Source organism: Paenibacillus sp. NPDC056933 (assembly GCF_042674385.1).
In the GTDB taxonomy this organism is placed as follows: domain Bacteria; phylum Bacillota; class Bacilli; order Paenibacillales; family Paenibacillaceae; genus Paenibacillus.
The window spans coordinates 1578595-1596388 of the sequence record NZ_JBHUQN010000001.1; the positions used below are offsets into that span (position 1 = coordinate 1578595).

Genomic DNA, 17794 nt, shown 5'->3' on the forward strand with positions numbered 1-17794 from the left:
TATTACTAACGAATGACGATTTGGGAATGATAAGATGATTACATCGAAAGCAACCGCTTTCAGAAAACGTAAACAAATTACACACAAAGAGGTTGAAGGGGAGTTGAATGATTTGAAAAAAATGTGGGTATTGATGCTCGCTACTGTCCTGTTGTTGTCCGCATGTTCATCCGGCGGTGGAGGCAAAACGGCTAGCGGTGGTGACGAAAAAACAAACGAGATCACAATTTGGGCTTGGGACAAAGCATTTAACGTTGCTGCACTTGAAACAGCAAAAGAAGCATATCAGAAACAAAATCCCGATCTGAAAATCAACATCATTGAGAATGCTCAAGATGCTATTATTCAGAAGCTGAACACAGGCCTGAACTCTGGAACAAGCAGCGGTCTTCCTAACATCGTTCTGATTGAGGACTATCGTTCACAAAGCTTCCTGAGTGCATATCCTGATGCATTCAAAGATTTGTCTTCCACGATTAAAGCTTCCGATTTTGCAGATTACAAAATTGGACCAACATCCTATGAGGGCAAACAATATGGAGTTCCATTTGACTCCGGCGTAGCAGGTTTGTACTACAGAACGGACTTGCTGGAACAAGCGGGCTACAAGGCTGCTGACTTGCAAGACATCACTTGGGATGATTACATCCAAATCGGTAAAGACGTAAAAGCAAAAACAGGTAAAGAGCTGTTGTCTCTTGACCCGAATGATCTTGGAATCATTCGCATGATGATCCAGACTGCAGGCAAATGGTACACTGCAGAAGATGGCAAGACACCTGACATCAGCAGCAACCCTGCATTGAAAGAAGCTTTCGAAACGTACAAAAAAATGATGGATGCCAACATTGTTAAATTGCACTCTGACTGGAGTCAATTTGTTGCCAACGCCAATAACGGTAGCGTAGCAACAATTCCTACAGGTAACTGGTTCTCACCATCTGTACGTCAAGAAGCTTCCCAATCCGGTAAATGGGCTGTAGCTCCAATGCCAAAAATGGCTGGCCAACCAAACTCTGTACACGCATCCAACCTGGGTGGTAGCTCCTGGTATGTTATGAATAACGTTCCTGGTGCAGATCAAGCAGCTGACTTCCTGGCAAAAACATTTGGTTCTGACAAACAACTGTATCAAGACTTGTTGACGAACATTGGTGCTATTGGTACGTACAAACCGGCTGTAGATGGTGATGCATACAACAAGGCAGATGAGTTCTTCGGCGGTCAAAAAATCTATAGTGATTTTGCAACATGGACCAAAGAAATTCCGAATGTAAACTACGGTAGTAACACATATGCAATTGAAGACATTCTGGTTGTTGAAATGCAAGCGTACCTGAACGGTAAAGCAATTGATGACGTTCTAGCCGATGCACAAAAACAAGCTGAAGCACAATTAAACTAAGATACCCAAGGTAACTTATAGAACCCTAGGTAACATCGGAGCCGTCTCCCTTGTCTGGCGCAAGCTGAACCGGACAAGGCGAGAGGCTCTGTAGGTTCTACCCATGTTCCATGGAGAGAGAGGAGCCATACTGTGAAAGCCATAAATACAGGAGACAGTCTCCAAAAGAAAAATAATTTGACTGGATGGGCTTTTGTTTTGCTGGCTGTTGTCGGAATTGTAGCCTTCTACTTCTATCCGATGATTCAAGCGCTGCTCCTATCATTCAAGTCTGGCAAAGGTGCCAACCTTGAATTTTCGGGCCTTGCGAACTACAAGAGATTGTTGGTTGACACAACGTTCCGTACAGCATTATCAAATACGTTCATTTACTTGATCATTCAAGTACCTGTAATGATTATTCTCGGTTTGTTCATTTCCGTATTGCTAAATGACAGCACACTGCGTTTCCGCAGCTTTTTCCGTACAGCCATTTTCTTGCCTTGCGTTACTTCACTCGTAGCTTACTCGGTTGTATTCAAATATTTGTTTGCACCGGATGGTATGGTGAACCAGGCGTTATTGGGCTTGCACATCATCGGCACTCCAATTCAATGGATCACGGACCCGTTCTGGGCTAAAATTACGATCATAATCGCCGTCACTTGGCGTTGGACCGGATATAACATGATTTTCTATCTGTCATCTCTGCAAAATATCGATCAATCGATCTATGAAGCAGCCAGAATTGACGGAGCCAATGCATTCACCCAATTTTTCAAAATTACCGTACCTTTGCTCAAACCGATCATCCTATTCACATCCATTACATCAACTATCGGTACCTTGCAGATCTTTGATGAGATTATGAACATTACCAAAGGTGGTCCGGGTAACGCGACCATGTCCATTTCGCAATATATCTACAACCTTTCGTTCAAATATTCACCGGACTTCGGATATGCGGCAACCGTTTCTTACTCCATCGTAATTTTGATCATAATATTGTCCATCATCCAGTTTAAAGTGGCAGGTGATAATAAAAATGGCTAAAGCTAAAGCAAAACGGATTTTCACTTACGTCTTCCTATCCATCGTCGCCTTTGTATCCATTTTTCCATTTTTCTGGATGCTGGTCAGCTCTACAAATGCATCTGTCGATGTTACCAAAGGTAGATTGCTGCCAGGTTCGGCTTTCCTTGATAACTTCAACAAATTGATTGACTCGACCAATCTGGTGCAGGCTCTGGGGAACTCAGCTATTATCTCCGTTGTCTCAACGGTTCTGGCTCTGCTGATTGGTTCGATGGCAGGTTATGGCTTTGAGGTATATCGTACGAAATCTCGTGATGTTGTGTTCAACATCTTGTTGTTATCCATGATGATTCCGTTTGCAGCAATTATGGTGCCTCTGTACCGTATGTTTGCAACGATCTCAAGTGTTACACCGGTCATCGGGATCAACACCATGGCATCCGTCATTTTACCAACCATTACGACAGCGTTTCTGATTTTCTTCTTCCGTCAGAACACCAAAATGTTCCCTAAAGATCTGCTGGAAGCTGGACGTATTGATGGACTGAGCGAGCTGGGGATCTTCCTGAAGATTTACATGCCAACGATGAAAACAACATACGCAGCAGCAGCGATTATCACATTCATGAGCAGCTGGAACAACTATCTGTGGCCGCTGATTGTATTGCAAACGCCTGACCAACAAACGATTCCGCTGCTGATCTCGAATCTCGGTTCGGGATACGCTCCAGATTATGGCGTAATTATGACAGCGATCGTTATTGCCACGCTGCCAACAGCCATTGTCTTTTTCATCATGCAGAAACATTTTGTCGCTGGAATGGTTGGTTCTGTGAAATAATGGAATAGCATAAAGCCGTCTGATTGGACGTAGATGCAAAAATGAGAGAAGAGGGCGCCAGAAATGGCGTTCCTCTGTCTTTCTGTTTGTTTATGTTTGTTTTTGAAAAAGGAAAATAAGAATCTGTACTGAATAAGTAATAAACATATTTGTTTCAAGAGGGAGAGAGAGCCGAATGAAAGCAACACAAGCAGATATTAACTGGCTGGGCGATGTAAGCGTTTTTGAAGTAAACCGTCTTAACGCATATTCGGATCATCGTTATTACCGTACCATGGAAGAAGCACAGGCATCCGGTGAAATGGCGATGCGCTACAACCTTAACGGAACGTGGAAATTCAATTATGCTATTCGTCCGGATTGCCGCCCCGAAGCTTTTTACAAGCGGGATTTCTCCAGTGACGGTTGGGATGATATTGAAGTACCGGGGCATATTCAGCTTCAGGGTTACGGTCAGATCCAATATGTAAATACGCAATACCCTTGGGATGGCTTAAACGATCTGCGTCCACCTGCATTGCCGCAGGACCAAAACCCGGTAGGCAGTTATATTCGCACATTCCATTTGCCAACTGGATGGGAGAACAACCCTGTATATATTTCGTTTCAAGGCGTGGAGTCTGCATTCTATGTATGGCTTAACGGACAGTTTGTCGGATATGGGGAAGACAGCTTTACACCATCCGATTTTGATCTGACGCCATTCCTGCAGGATGGAGAGAATAAACTGGCTGTGGAAGTGTATCAACGCAGCACAGGCAGCTGGTTGGAAGATCAGGACTTCTGGCGATTCTCCGGCATTTTCAGAGATGTGTATCTGTATACTGTGCCGGCTGCGCATATTCGCGATGTGCGGGTTGTGACGGATCTGGACAAGTCTTATACCAATGGTACGTTAAACGTGGATCTTAAGCTTGAAGGGAAAGCAGCTGCCGGAGCGAAAGTGGAGGCTGAATTGCGGGATGCAGAAGGCAATACGGTGAAAACATTTGGCGGAGTTGAAGTTACCAATGGTCTGGTGAGTCTTCGTGAGGAGATTGGCAAAGTAAACCTGTGGAGCGCGGAGATTCCTTACCTGTATCGTCTGTACATTAAAGTATATGATGCAGCAGGCGAGCTGTTGGAGGTTGTACCTCAGGCCGTTGGCTTCCGTACATTTGAAATGATCGACAAAGTGATGCATATCAACGGTAAACGGATTGTGTTCAAAGGGGTAAACCGTCACGAATTCAATCCGCGCCTCGGACGCGCTGTAACCAAGGAAGACATGCTTTGGGATGTTCGTACCATTAAACAAAACAATATGAACGCTGTTCGTACATCTCACTATCCGAACCAAAGCCTGTGGTATGAACTGTGTGATGAATATGGATTATATGTGATTGATGAAATGAACCTGGAGACACATGGATCGTGGCAGAAGCTCGGCGCAGTTGAGCCTTCGTGGGTTATTCCTGGTGATCGTCCAGAGTGGCATGATATCGTTATGGATCGCGCGGTGTCGATGGTAGAGCGGGATAAGAACCATCCGTCCATTCTGATCTGGTCTTGCGGTAACGAGTCTCATGGTGGTGAAGTGATCTATAAAGTGTCTCAGTACTTTAAAACAGCAGATCCGACCCGTCTCGTTCACTATGAAGGTGTCTTCCATGACCGTCGTTTCAACGATACGAGTGACATGGAGTCTCGCATGTATGCCAAACCGGCGGACATTGAGGAATTTTTGAACGCAAATCCGGATAAACCTTATATCAGTTGTGAATACATGCATGCTATGGGTAACTCCATTGGCGGTATGCATAAGTATACGGAACTTGAAGATAAATATCCGATGTACCAAGGCGGCTTCATTTGGGACTATATCGATCAGGCTATCTTCAAAAAAGATCGTTACGGCAAAGAGTTCCTTGCTTATGGCGGAGATTTCGGTGATCGTCCTTCGGACTATTCGTTCTGTGGAGACGGCATTGTGCACGCAGACCGCAAAGTGTCTGCCAAGATGCAGGAAGTGAAATTCCTGTATCAAAACATCAAGCTGTTCCCGGATCGGGAAGGTGTGAAAATCGTTAACGATAATTTGTTTGCGGACACGTCTGAATTCGAACTGGTTTACAGCCTGGAGCGTGAAGGTCACGAAGTGCTGCGTGGAACACTGGATGTAAACGTGAGCCCGCAAAGCGAGACTTTTGTAAACCTTCCACTTCATGCAGAAACTCTGACTGATGGTGAGTATGCAGTAAATACCGCGTTCGTTTTAAAAACGGCAACACTGTGGGCGGAAAAAGCGGAGGAAGTTGCCTTTGGACAATTTATATTCGCTCAGGACAAGTTGTCTGCTCAATCAGGCGAAACTGCGGTATTGGATCTGAACCTCTCAAATGAGATTCAGGTCGTTGAAGGGGACGTGAATATCGGTGTACGGGTAGGCCAAACCCATGCCCTGTTCTCCAAGGCATTCGGAACATTGGTATCCCTGAAGTTTTCTGGTCGTGAAACGATTGCAACGCCGCCTGCACCGCTGTTCTGGCGTGCAACAACCGATAATGACAAAGGTACTGCCATGGGTTTCGAGCTTGGTGCCTGGTATGCTGCAAGTCTGCTGCCTAGATGTGTGGGTTGGAAAGCGGAACAGAACCCGGATCAATATCGGATCGAATTCACGTACAAGCTCAATATTTCGGCAGATGTACAAGTAAAAGTGACTTATACCGTTCGTGCTGATGGAAGTGTACATGTGCAAAATCGTTATAAAGGAGCGGCAGGCCTGCCGGATCTTCCGATCCACGCTCTTTCCTTCAAGACTTCACCGGACTTCGAAAATGTGGAATGGCTCGCGATGGGACCGGAGGAAAACTATGCGGACCGGGCATTTGGCGCACGCCTGGGCATCCATGGCAGCAAGGTAGTGGATACCGTAGCTCCATACCTTGTACCACAGGAGTCTGGCAACCGTACGGGGGTGCGTTGGGCCAAATTGACCGATAATGCAGGGCGCGGCTTCAAAATTGAAGCATCAGCATCACCGGTCGAGCTGAATGTGTCACCATATACAGCATTTGAGCTGGAGAATGCACAACATGCGTATGAGTTGCCACCTGTGCATTATACGGTCGTAACTGTATCTGGCAAGCAAATGGGCGTGGGCGGCGACGACAGCTGGGGTGCACCGGTTCATCCGGAATACCGTATCGCCTCAGATGGCGAACTTCAATATGAATTCGTTATTCGTACACTTTAATAGCGTTGTATAAGATGTAGCTAAAGGACAGAGGTCTCCGCAAGTGGGGCCTCTGTTTTTGTGTATCAGATGTGACCTGTGAAACCGTTACCGTACCTGCCTCGTACAGTACTGGACATGGGATAAGGAGGGGCTTATTTTGAGTAGAAAAGCGAAAACGGGTGTATGGGTAACGCTGCTGGTCATATTGGGCATTATTGTGGGCTGTTTCATCTGGTATTTCAACACGGCTTCAGGTGAACGTGCGCTCAAAACGATGAGATCCAACAACTCCGGCGGTCTGGAACGTGTGGTTAAGGTATACAGTGATTCGGGAGAATTGATTCATACCTATGAAGGTAAAATTGATTTGCAGGATACGGAGTATGGGAATAAAGTACTTTTTGATCTGGATGGTAAACGGATTGTGATCTATAACGCGACAGTGATCAGTGAAGAGAAGTAAATGAGGACGGTGTGGAGAGTTTAGCCAGTAGAATACCAAAGACACTCTTTCGCTCATATGGTAAAATTAAGAAATTGAGTTTGAGTGAAGGAGGAGAAATCTTGGACAATGTTGCTTTAATCGTATTCTTTGCCATTATCGGAATGGCTGTTTTCTATAGTTTGGTTGCCTATTTCCTGATTAGGATGATTTCCAAAAAGGCATTCAACCGAAATTTGGACGGATTTCAGATTACTCAGATCATAATCTTGATGGCGATTGTCTTTATTGTTATTCAATCGATCAGATACCAGTCATGGAATATGGCCTTTCCTGCATTGGGATTATTGATTCCGCTGTTGAGTTTGAATGTATCCATGCGTAGGAGGCGGGAATCCAATAAGGTAGATTAAGGGCGAAACGTGGTTCTAATGCTTCCCATTGTGCAGATCTGGATTAGCTATGAGAGGGACTGTGCCATGATACTGGATAAATCAACTGACACCTCAGGGTTAACACAGGGAAGCCAACATGGATGAATATGGGGAGTAGGGTTGACTGAGGGCTACGGCTTCATAATGGGTCAGTTTGGTTATAGTACATAATATTGGATAACAAAAAGAAGCCCTCTTTCGAGAGCTTCTTTTTCATGGGAGAGGAGAAACCGGACGAAGAGCTTATGGGGAAACGTAAGTCTTCTCCGCGGTTGTCTACGACACTTGTGATGTCGATAATTACAGGATGGCCGGAATGTTTCCTTTTTATACATATTGCGTCAACAATTTTCTTTAGCGAAAGCAGACAGACTATTTTTCAAACTGAACCCGATTGTGGTAGGATAGCTGTATCAATAAACTTACATAGAGAGAAAAGGTGACTCATCAGTGAGAGTGGTATCTGGGAGTGCGAAAGGCAGACCGCTGAAGGCTGTTCCTGGCACAGGAACGCGGCCGACCACCGACAAGGTGAAGGAAGCGTTGTTTAGTATGATTGGCCCTTATTTTGAGGGGGGTACAGCATTGGATCTGTTTGCAGGCAGTGGTGGTCTCGGTATTGAGGCACTGAGCCGCGGCATGGACAAGGCTGTTTTTGTTGATTTGGAATCGAAGAGCATTGAAGTGATCCGTGCAAATCTGAAGGCAACCAAGCTGGAAGATCAGGCGGCCATATACCGGAACGATGCCGGTCGTGCATTAAAGGCGCTCTCCAAGCGAAGCACCCAATTTAACCTGGTATTTCTGGACCCGCCCTATCGTATGAAAAATGGAGATGAGTTTATGCTTACAATGCACGAACTGGAGCTGCTTGAACCGGAAGCGACCATCGTGCTTGAATATGAATCCAAATATAGTTACCCTGAGCAATTCGGCCCGTTTGAACAAACGCGCAAGGCATTGTATGGGGAGACAGCTGTATCCATCTATCATTATGCACCTGCTGCAACAACAGAAGATGGAGAATCTAGCACAGCGGAAAAGGAGGCTCCTCATGAGTGAAATGATACATCGTCAGGAACGAATTGCCGTATATCCAGGAAGTTTTGATCCCGTAACCATGGGCCATCTAGACATTATTGCGAGAGCGTCGAAGCAGTTTGATCGTGTCATCGTGGCGGTATTGAATAATATGAGCAAAAATCCATTGTTTACGGTGGAAGAACGCAAGAGTCTCATTAGAGAAGTCACAAGTCATTTGCCTAATGTGGAAGTGGACAGCTTCCGTGATCTGACGGCAAATTATGTGAGGCAAAAAGAAGCCCAGGTCATTGTCCGCGGCATTCGCTCGGTGACTGATTTTGAATATGAACTGCAGCTGGCTTCGACCAACAGCAAGTTGAACCCGGATGCGGAAACGATTTTTATGATGACCAATCCCAAATATTCTTATTTGAGCTCAAGCATCGTTAAGGAGATTGCTCACTACCACGGGGATGTCACCGATCTGGTTTCGCCTGAAGTTGAAGCGGCGCTACGTCAGAAAATTAGCGAGAAAACCGGCGGTTGAACCAGAAGGTCAGCCCCGATAGGCTAACCATGACGGCGAGCAGTAATGCCAGACCGATGCAGGCAGCTGGAAAGCCGCTCCAGACGGATTCGATGATGTCGGAGGTGTTCATGCCAACCAAGGATTGCTTGGTTAGGAATGGTGACAAACCATTGCCTGTATTGGTCTGAAAAGTGGCCCAGACCTCAGAACTGTAACGGCTGAATGGCAGCCACAGCAGCAAGCTGGTGAAAAAGGCAATCATCGCATGAAGCAGGCGTATTCCTGCAAAGTAGAACATGGATGTTGATGCAAGCCCGGCTGCTTTCAGTACAGCGGAGACTTGCAGATGAGAGCTTAGACCGCCCCAGCCGAGGATGGCTGCAAGTAAAGATAGGATGAGCAAAGGGCTCAACTGGCTTTGGCTCAGGTGATAGGCTCCCAGATGGAGCTCCAGCAGAGCAGGCCAGAGAGCGACTGAAGTGCCGGGTGTGATATAGAGTGTGAGCAGCCGAATGAATACAGCAAACACAATCATATATCCCCCGGTCATCATTAAGGTTTGTACAGCTTGGGAGACGGTGTCACCAAGCAGTTTGCCGAACCCTCGTCCATCCCGTTCCTGTGCCTCGCGTGCTGCAAGCATCATTTGCGACCACAGACTACGCCGTTTGAATGAAGCAGCTTGGTGTGCAGAATCAGGCGTCTTTGGATCAGAGACAATCTCATTGTGTTTCGATTCAGCGGATGAAGAGACGATACGGGTACTTTTGGACTTCGCAGGCAGAATACGTACCCCGATCATGTTGGCGATCCAGCCACTTACCCAGTGAACCCCAAGAAGGAAGTATCCGGCAGCAGGCTGGTGGAGAAAAGCAGCACCAATGACAAGTATAATCATCAGTGGATTGGCGAAATGAGCTGTTGATGCCACAATACCCGCCTGTTTGGCGGTAATTTGTCGATCCTGCAGCAAGCGAGATGCGGTATCAGCCCCTGCCGGGAAACCGCCGCACATGCCGACCACAATAGCGAGTCCGGCTTTGCCGGGCAGACGGAACCACCGCTGCATCAATGGCCCAAGTAAGACGCCGAGCGCGTGAGTGAAGCCGAATGCAGTCAGCATTTGGGATAACATCAGGAATGGAAGCATGGCAGGAAAGATAATTTTCCACCAAATATCCAGACCCTGAATGGAGGCATCAAATGCTTCTTTTGGCGATACAACTACTGCAACGACCAGCAATAAAGCACCGGTACTCAGAACTACCGTTCGTAATGGTCCAGAGCCTGTAACTTCGCTCTGCATTGTCATGGTTTCACCTCATATGGATAGCCGCAATACAACACTCGGCTTCGGATTAGTTTGTGGACGGCCGAATGACGTCCGGAAACGGTTCGGCCTTGACCGGATAGACTACTGTAAACAGCGGCCTATCCGGCCTGTACCATTGTATGCGGGAGCAGGGGAGTGTTAGACTTATAATAATGGAAAGATACACAAAGAACGGGGGCTCATGCAATGAATCGGATTCGGAAATCAGGCGGATTCAGAGCTTCGATCTTTGTGATCGTGCTGGCTCTGGTCGTCTATGTTGCGGTGTATATGCCAACGCCATATATTATTTATATGCCTGGCAGCGCCGACGAAGTAAAACCCATGGTCACCGTTAAGGATGGCGATAAGGAAGAACGTGGCGTATTTATGATGACGACAGTGTCGGCAACATATGCCAATGTGTTTTTGCTAGGAACTTCCTTGTTTGATCGAAATGCCCAAGTGGATAAAAAAGAAGATCGGCTGCGCGGTAAAAGCGAAGCGGAATATTCTGCCGAACAGGTCTGGTTCATGAGTGATTCGCAATCCTCCGCAATGGAGGCGGCTTATGAGCAGGCGGGAGTGAAATACTCCATTGTTCCTGAGCATATTTTTGTATTTGGGTTGTCTGATGATCCAAAACCCAAGGGAGATATTGAGCCCGGAGATATTATTTTGGGTGTAGACGGAACCGCAACCCCGGACAATACAGTGCTCTCTGAGCAGTTAAAGAACAAAAAGGTCGGAGATACGGTTGAGATGCAACTGGAGCGAGGCGGAGAAACCATCAGCCGGGACGTTCAACTTATTGAAGTGAAAGACAGCAAAACAGGTGAAACTCGTCCGGCGTTGGGTGTCATGATCGGAGCGGTTCAGAAGGTCAAAGCGGATGATCCGAATAAACAGATATCCTTCACGGATACTCAGGTAGGTGGTCCATCAGCCGGACTGATGTTCACATTGGAGATTTATAACCAGCTGACCCCTGGAGATCTGACGAAAGGTCACCGGATTGCTGGCACAGGCACCATTACCAAAGAAGGAGTGGTTGGTGCGATCGGTGGCGTTGTACACAAGATTGTCGCAGCAGACCGAAAAGAAGCGGAGTTTTTCTTTGTGCCAAAGGACAATTATAAGGAAGCCGAGGCAAAGGCTGAGCAGATCGGGACTAAAATGAAACTTATTCCTGTCAGTACGGTGGATGATGCGCTGGCTTATCTAAAAACCTTATCTGTCAAATCATAAAATGATTATTCTCCCTAAAAAAGAGACGTATAAGAGAGTGCAGGATGACCAAATAAAAAGTAAGAGAATGATGTGAAATCCCCCTATTGCGATTATGCCTAATTGCAATAGGGGGATTTGGGTTATATGGTCTAATGTTAATGCATACCGCTTCAAACAACGTCGTTTGACCACCTCGATTATCAGTCAGTACAACCAACGGTGTGGATTGCCATCCATCCCAGGCACCAATGATGGAACAGAGCAAAGACTTGACAGTTATTCGACATAACAACATGGAGACTTCGAAGTCGTTTGGTGGTTCATTCAGTTATGGATATGACTGAATGAACACCTAGAGTCGCACAGGTGGCTCATAGTAGTCACTATACATCAATCGCATATCGGTGTGCTCACAGGCAAGTGCATATGCTGCCTGAGCTTGTACGTCCAACTCCAGCTGGTTATGGACAAAGGTCGATGGTTTCAGCAGGACAGGTAGAGAAGCCGTCTTTTTCATATGTTTCAAGATGCCCTGTCCCTGTGCATTAAACCCAAGTACCCGGAGATATCCAGGCCCTTCGCCAAGCTTCTCGGGTGAACACTCCACCTTGGTATGATTCAGCAGCAAGTGGGTGAGCATACGCTGCAGCTTCGTGCGTGTATACCGTTTGGTCTTAAGCGCGCTCAGCAGCGCCTCGACTGAAGGGTTAGGGAGCTGAGCGAGCGTGCGGGTCAGCCGATGTTCGAGCCCTTCCGTGACCTCGGCGATCTGCGCCAGCTCGGAGGCACGGCGGGTCGCCGCGATGTGTAACAGCGGCTGCGCAAAGCGCTCCCAGTGCACGGGAGCGCGCCTTTCCTGCCATTCGCGCTGCAGAATGGCAAGGGTTGCCGCCGGCACGTATGGTGCGGCGGCTTTGGGCCCGTCCGCCATCAGCAGGCGGCGGACGGCAGTTGCACTGGCGATCGCCCCCGGCCCGGGCGTCGCCTCATGATACGCGGCACCGGTACGCGCCGCCGTAAAAGGCTGGATCGCGCTGCCGAGTCGTTCCAGCGCGATCAGGTAGTGCAGCCCAAGCGAATTGTTGGGCTGCCCCAGCAGTGCAGCGGCGTCGCCTGCATCGACGCCGCCAGGCGCCAGCGCTGCTGCCGCTCCTGCGTACGCGGCGGGGTAGCTGGCGCCTTCCCGCAGGCTGCGCGCGATATCCTCGCGCAGCCCTGCCGGCTCCACAGCCAGCACGCGCGCAATGCGCTGCAGGCTGTCCAGGTTGCCGGACTCGCTGCCGAAGCAGAGCGAGTCCACAACGCCGGTGTGGTGCAGCAGTGACACCGCACCAAAGGCGAACCACTCGGCCGGTTGTACAGCATAGGCAACCGGCAATTCAAGCACTAGATCGGCGCCTGCGTGCAGCGCCATCTCAGTGCGGGCCCTTTTGCCCACAATGGCGGGTTCGCCGCGCTGGAGAAAAGGGCCGCTCATTACGGCCACAACAGTGTCAGCGCCGCTGAGTCGTCTGGCTTCACTCAAATGATAGACATGCCCGTTGTGTAAGGGATTATATTCAACGATGACGCCAACGACTTTCATATTAGAGCGCACTCCTTTCGAGCATAAGGGGGATGTTATGTATAGCATGTTAAATATATGGGCCAAATGATGGCAGGCTGAGTTATCATTTAATGTAGAACGTGTTCTGTGACATTTTAAAAAACGTAACTCAGTTCCATCATAGGGGATGTGCTAGCATTTGATCAAATCATGTTGCCGTGAAGACAAGAGAAAAAGACGCGAATCTTACATCTAAGATGTTAGAACGCGCCTTCGAGGCAATGAAAGTTTATAATTGAAATCATTTTACAGCTGTTTTGGGAGAAGTGCCCACCCAATTAAAACGAATATAAATTGCCTTATTATTCACTGGCTGCTTACACATTCTCCGGCGAAGGGGCCAGACTTGTTTTGGGTCCAAAGAACTCATAATGCATGTCGTCGGGTGCAACGCCAATAGCTAGGAGTGCTGTATAAACTGCTCGCATGAATGAAACCGGTCCGCACAGATAATAGGTGGCATCCTGTTCCCCGACCATCTGGCGAAGCCAGTCTGCATCCATATAACCCTCCTTGTGAAAATACGCATTCTCACGGTCAGAGGCAGTAGGCTGTGTATAACAATAGTAAGCCTGGAGCCCTTCGTGGCTCTCTGCCAGGTTGTTCACATGTTCACGGAATGCATGGGTTCTTCCATTTGCAGTTGCATGTAAAAATGTGATACTCCGTTTATCTCCAAGGTTAACAAGAGTGTTCAACATGCCGATCATGGGGGTAAGTCCGACACCTCCACTAAGGAGCACAACAGGGCGCTGGTCTTCCGAGTTCAGGACAAAGTCGCCAGCTGGGGCGGATAGCTCCACAACGCTACCCTCAGTAATGTGTTCGTGGAGATAGGTGGAGATGACCCCGTCAGGACGCTCCATCACAGCACATTCACGTTTAACGGAAATACGGTAATAAGGTTTACCTGGCGCATCCGAAAGGCTATACTGACGAATCTGGGTAAAAGCATGCCCCTCTGGGTGCAGTCTGATACTGATGTAATGTCCTGGTTCATAGCTGGCAATGGGCAAACCATCCTCCGGAACGAAATAAAAGGAAGTGATGTATTCGCTCTCCTTCACTTTCTTTGCAACCTTGAAGGAACGGAATCCTTTCCAGCCTCCACGCTGGTTCTCTGACTCCGTATACATTTCCTGTTCGATACCGATAAAGGCATCCGCGATCACATTGTAGGCTTCACTCCAAGCCGTTATTATGTCATCGGTGGCTGCATCTCCAAGTACATCTTTGATGGCTTGAAGCAGATAAGTGCCAACAATTGCGTATTGCTCAGGGACAATACCGAGGCTCCGATGTTTATGTGCAACTTGTCTTACGGCAGGCAGGATAGAGCCCAGATTATCGATATGCTGGGCGGCAGTGTATACCATGTTGGCTAAGGCGGCTTGTTGTCGTCCCTGTTTCTGGTTTGCGTGATTAAAAATATTCAGGAGCTCCGGATGATGACTGAACATCGTTTCATAGAAATGGCGTGTGATGGCTTCGCCGTGGACTTCAAGGACGGGTACCGTTGATTTGATTACTTTAATCGTGTTAAGACTTAACATGGATATTCCCTCCTGATAGTAAATGTTGTAGTTGGATAAATCGTGGTAGAAGCTTATCGTGCGTCGTTTTATAGCAAGTATAGATAGGGCATATGGGGGTACGTGTGATATAGATCACACAAATCATTAACGAATTGTGACCGGGCTTGCGAAAAAATGCATGACTTGTAGTTTATCCGCTCATAAGCCTATAATGGACCAGAGATCGTGTTCGGCTCCGGATCATCATTTTTAAAAAAGGGTGTAAAGTTAAAAGTGTTGACAAACGTCTTGAAAAATCGGTATAATGATTTTTGTTTGTTAAGTCAATTTCATAATACTTTTTGCGATGAAACGTCAGAATACATACAGTCAGGAATATGATGAGTCACAGTCAAGCTTGATCTGTATAACTGTCGTAATGCGTTTGACTTGAATTATGAAATTGGTTTCGTTTGGAGTGATGGAAAATGTTAATGCCATTTCGCAAAGTGGCTACCAGTGACCGTCCCCTACAGTTCAAGGAACAGTGGGATATCAAGGAACTGGTTTCTAACCGACAGGATATCACAGCCGTTACCCCGCTGTCTGCGGATTTATCTGCAGAACACAGAGAGGGCGACGTTGTGGATGTTCATGGCAAACTGACAGTAGGAGTGGACATGTTATGCTCCCGGTGTCTTAAGCCAATTAATGAACATTTTCATATTGATTTTCATGAGCAATTCAAGCAGGGGAAACAGCCAGAGGATTTGCCTGAAGACGATGATACTTTCTACGTGGATGGAGAGAGCGTTGATCTGAAAGGTTATGCCGAGGAAGCTTTTCTGCTGGATCTTCCGTTTATACCGCTATGCAGCGATACATGCAAAGGGTTATGCCCCAAGTGTGGCCATGAGCTGAACGAAGGTGACTGCGGTTGTGATAACCAAGTTATCGATCCGCGGCTTGCAGGGCTCAAGGATTTTTTTAAATGAGCATGAGTGAAAATCGAACGTAACAACTACCTGCAAAGGTTGATTTTGATAAGGAGGTGGGAATAATGGCAGTACCTCAACGGAGAACGTCCAAGACGCGTCGCGACAAACGTCGCACTCACTTTAAATTGGCTGTACCGGGCATGGTGAAATGTGAACAATGTGGCGAACTTAAACTTAGTCACCACGTGTGCAAAGTGTGCGGAACGTACAAAGCAAGAGAGATCATCTCTCAATAATAGCTAGACATCAAGTAGCACTTCATTTCGATGAGGTGCTACTTTTTTTGGGTTATAGAGTTGAAAAGTGTTCGCAAGTTGCTCGTTGTCTCTTCTTGGAGAAATCCCGGCAGAAGATTTTTAATGTTCATCCGTCTTGCGATAGGATATGTTAAGTGCGTTGAAGCCAGGCTTTACGAAACAGGATTGTTTTTGCTCAGCCAGCCTTTCTTTTTGACAAGGGATGAGATATACTATAGTTTAGTACCAGGTTCTAAGATTTGACGTTACATATACTTGAACCATAATCCGTGTGAGAACGACCCTGCTTAGGAACAGGGATGCAGTTATAGAAGCAACGAAGAAGAATGTTGAACTGACCGGATGGGCGGTTCCGTAAACGATACAGCGGGGGGTGTCAGGCATCGAACGTGTACCGAAGAGGCAGAGGCAGCAGCAGTTAACCAAAATGATCGAAGACAACCCGTTTGTGACGGACCAGGAACTTACACGCCAGTTAAAGGTGAGTATTCAGACGATCCGTCTCGACAGGCTTGAGCTTGGGATTCCCGAGCTGCGGGAGCGGATGAAACTGATGGCGGAGCGTTCCTACGATCAGGTGCGCTCCTTGCCCCTGCATGAGATTATCGGAGATATTGTAGACTTACAGCTGGACAAGAGCGGGATTTCCTTGTTTGAGATTAAGGAAGAGCACGTATTTTCGAGAACAGGCATCGCTCGGGGACATTATGTTTTTGCACAAGCCAACTCGCTAGCTGTTGCCGTTATCAATGATGAGATTGCTTTGACAGCTTCCGCAGACATTCGTTTTGTTCGTTCGGTTCATTTGGCAGAGAAATGTATTGCGAAGGCTTATGTGAGATCGATCTCCGGCCAAAAGGGCAAAGCAAAAGTGGAAGTTTTCACGTATGTGGGTGAAGAAATGGTGTTTCAAGGCAACTTTGTAATCTACCGTTCAGGTGGAGAAGACAGCGTAGAAGGAGGTCATTTGGGATGAAAATCGTCATTGATGCCATGGGAGGCGATAACGCACCTGTGGCAACAGTAGAAGGTGCGATCGCCGCGGCTACGGAATGGGCGGATACACAGATCGTCCTGGTCGGCGATGAAGCCAAGCTGGAACCTCTTCTGAGTCAGTCAGGTGCCAAACCTGCTAATCTGACTATTCGGCATGCTTCCGAAGTGATCGGTTCGGATGATGAACCGGTGAAGGCGGTCCGTCGCAAGAAGGATGCCTCCATGGTGGTTGCGGGTCGGATGCTGAAGGAAGGCGAAGCAGATGCCATGATCTCTGCGGGCAATACCGGAGCGCTGATGACAGCCGGGTTGCTTGTGGTAGGTCGTATGGAAGGCATTGAGCGCCCGGCACTTGCGCCCATGATTCCGACGATCGATGATGTGGGTGTACTGGCACTTGATCTCGGCGCGAATATGGATGCGAAACCGGAACACCTTGCACAGTATGGTCTGATGGGCAGCTTATATCGGCAAAAAGTGCAGGGAATTGCGTCGCCAAGAGTTGGCCTGCTTAATGTGGGAACGGAGCCGGGTAAGGGGAATGAGTTGACCAAACATGCATACCCTTTGCTGGAGCAGCTTCCGATTCGTTTTGTAGGTAACGTAGAGGCCCGTGACGTACTTACAGGCGCGTGTGATGTGCTTGTATGTGATGGATTTGCCGGTAATATATTGCTGAAATCGCTCGAGGGCACAGCAGGGGCCATTTTTGCCCTGCTTAAGGAACAATTCTCATCGTCGCTCAAAAGTAAACTGGCTGCCGCGGTGCTCATGCCTGAGCTGCGTGGTTTGAAACGGAAACTGGATTATACCGAGCATGGTGGTGCACCGCTCCTCGGTTTGAGCAGACTTGTGGTGAAGAGTCATGGATCAGCTGATGGCAATGCCATCAAAAACGCTGTGCGCCAGGCACGGATTGCAGTACAGAACCAGCTGGTGGAGAGCATATCTAAGGAAATTAGCGGGAAGTGAG

At 47.6% G+C, this 17794-nt stretch carries 16 protein-coding genes; 13 read left to right on the top strand and 3 right to left on the bottom strand.

The features are described 5' to 3' along the window. Positions 1-112 precede the first annotated feature (112 nt). The 8 genes from ACFTRD_RS07155 (at position 113) to coaD (ending at position 8926) form a co-directional block, all read left to right on the top strand. Positions 113-1405 carry an ABC transporter substrate-binding protein gene (locus ACFTRD_RS07155; protein ID WP_379381216.1) on the top strand — a complete coding sequence of 431 codons (1293 nt, stop codon included), beginning with the start codon at positions 113-115 and terminating at the stop codon, positions 1403-1405. Between the two features lie 132 nt (positions 1406-1537). Beyond that, complete coding sequence (locus ACFTRD_RS07160; RefSeq protein ID WP_111619183.1) at positions 1538-2437, top strand: carbohydrate ABC transporter permease; 900 nt, start codon at positions 1538-1540, stop codon at positions 2435-2437. After that, on the top strand, positions 2430-3260 hold the full coding sequence (locus ACFTRD_RS07165) for a carbohydrate ABC transporter permease (RefSeq protein ID WP_247902118.1): 831 nt from the start codon (positions 2430-2432) through the stop codon (positions 3258-3260). The genes ACFTRD_RS07160 and ACFTRD_RS07165 overlap by 8 nt, the downstream gene beginning before the upstream one ends. Positions 3261-3435: 175 nt before the next feature. Then, positions 3436-6498, top strand: coding sequence for a beta-galactosidase, LacZ type (gene lacZ / locus ACFTRD_RS07170; protein ID WP_379378396.1), 3063 nt, complete (start codon positions 3436-3438; stop codon positions 6496-6498). A gap of 139 nt (positions 6499-6637) precedes the next feature. Then, positions 6638-6943: a hypothetical protein gene (locus ACFTRD_RS07175; RefSeq protein ID WP_053783757.1), complete on the top strand. Its 306-nt coding sequence runs from the start codon at positions 6638-6640 to the stop codon at positions 6941-6943. A 101-nt stretch (positions 6944-7044) separates the two neighbouring features. Continuing rightward, positions 7045-7335: a hypothetical protein gene (locus ACFTRD_RS07180; protein WP_379378399.1), complete on the top strand. Its 291-nt coding sequence runs from the start codon at positions 7045-7047 to the stop codon at positions 7333-7335. A 471-nt stretch (positions 7336-7806) separates the two neighbouring features. Beyond that, positions 7807-8418, top strand: coding sequence for a 16S rRNA (guanine(966)-N(2))-methyltransferase RsmD (rsmD, locus tag ACFTRD_RS07185; RefSeq protein ID WP_379378401.1), 612 nt, complete (start codon positions 7807-7809; stop codon positions 8416-8418). 1 nt (position 8419) lies between these two features. Next, positions 8420-8926 carry a pantetheine-phosphate adenylyltransferase gene (coaD, locus tag ACFTRD_RS07190; protein ID WP_379381218.1) on the top strand — a complete coding sequence of 169 codons (507 nt, stop codon included), beginning with the start codon at positions 8420-8422 and terminating at the stop codon, positions 8924-8926. Here coaD and ACFTRD_RS07195 read toward each other — a convergent pair. Next, positions 8904-10220 (bottom strand): nucleoside recognition domain-containing protein, encoded by a 1317-nt coding sequence (locus ACFTRD_RS07195; protein ID WP_379378403.1) that lies wholly within the window; start codon positions 10218-10220, stop codon positions 8904-8906. The two genes, coaD and ACFTRD_RS07195, sit on opposite strands and share 23 nt — an antisense overlap. 207 nt (positions 10221-10427) lie before the next feature. Between ACFTRD_RS07195 and ACFTRD_RS07200 the strand changes: the two genes are divergently transcribed. Next, a complete protein-coding gene (locus ACFTRD_RS07200) occupies positions 10428-11468 on the top strand; it encodes a SepM family pheromone-processing serine protease (RefSeq protein ID WP_379378405.1) in 1041 nt (346 codons plus the stop codon). A 334-nt stretch (positions 11469-11802) separates the two neighbouring features. On the opposite strand, the gene ACFTRD_RS07205 is transcribed toward ACFTRD_RS07200, so the two are convergent. Both ACFTRD_RS07205 and hmpA read right to left on the bottom strand, forming a co-directional pair. Then, positions 11803-13035: a nucleotidyltransferase gene (locus ACFTRD_RS07205; protein ID WP_379378407.1), complete on the bottom strand. Its 1233-nt coding sequence runs from the start codon at positions 13033-13035 to the stop codon at positions 11803-11805. Positions 13036-13373: 338 nt separating this feature from the next. Beyond that, positions 13374-14609, bottom strand: a complete 1236-nt coding sequence (gene hmpA / locus ACFTRD_RS07210) for an NO-inducible flavohemoprotein (protein ID WP_379378409.1) — start codon at positions 14607-14609, stop codon at positions 13374-13376. 449 nt (positions 14610-15058) lie between these two features. Between hmpA and ACFTRD_RS07215 the strand changes: the two genes are divergently transcribed. The 4 genes from ACFTRD_RS07215 (at position 15059) to plsX (ending at position 17793) form a co-directional block, all read left to right on the top strand. Continuing rightward, positions 15059-15565 (top strand): YceD family protein, encoded by a 507-nt coding sequence (locus ACFTRD_RS07215; protein ID WP_379378411.1) that lies wholly within the window; start codon positions 15059-15061, stop codon positions 15563-15565. Positions 15566-15630: 65 nt separating this feature from the next. Next, positions 15631-15804 carry a 50S ribosomal protein L32 gene (gene rpmF, locus ACFTRD_RS07220; protein ID WP_017689233.1) on the top strand — a complete coding sequence of 58 codons (174 nt, stop codon included), beginning with the start codon at positions 15631-15633 and terminating at the stop codon, positions 15802-15804. Positions 15805-16252: 448 nt separating this feature from the next. Continuing rightward, a complete protein-coding gene (gene fapR, locus ACFTRD_RS07225) occupies positions 16253-16801 on the top strand; it encodes a transcription factor FapR (RefSeq protein WP_267132530.1) in 549 nt (182 codons plus the stop codon). Continuing rightward, positions 16798-17793 carry a phosphate acyltransferase PlsX gene (gene plsX, locus ACFTRD_RS07230; RefSeq protein ID WP_192266235.1) on the top strand — a complete coding sequence of 332 codons (996 nt, stop codon included), beginning with the start codon at positions 16798-16800 and terminating at the stop codon, positions 17791-17793. Before fapR ends, plsX begins: the two co-directional genes overlap by 4 nt. Position 17794: the final 1 nt, after the last annotated feature.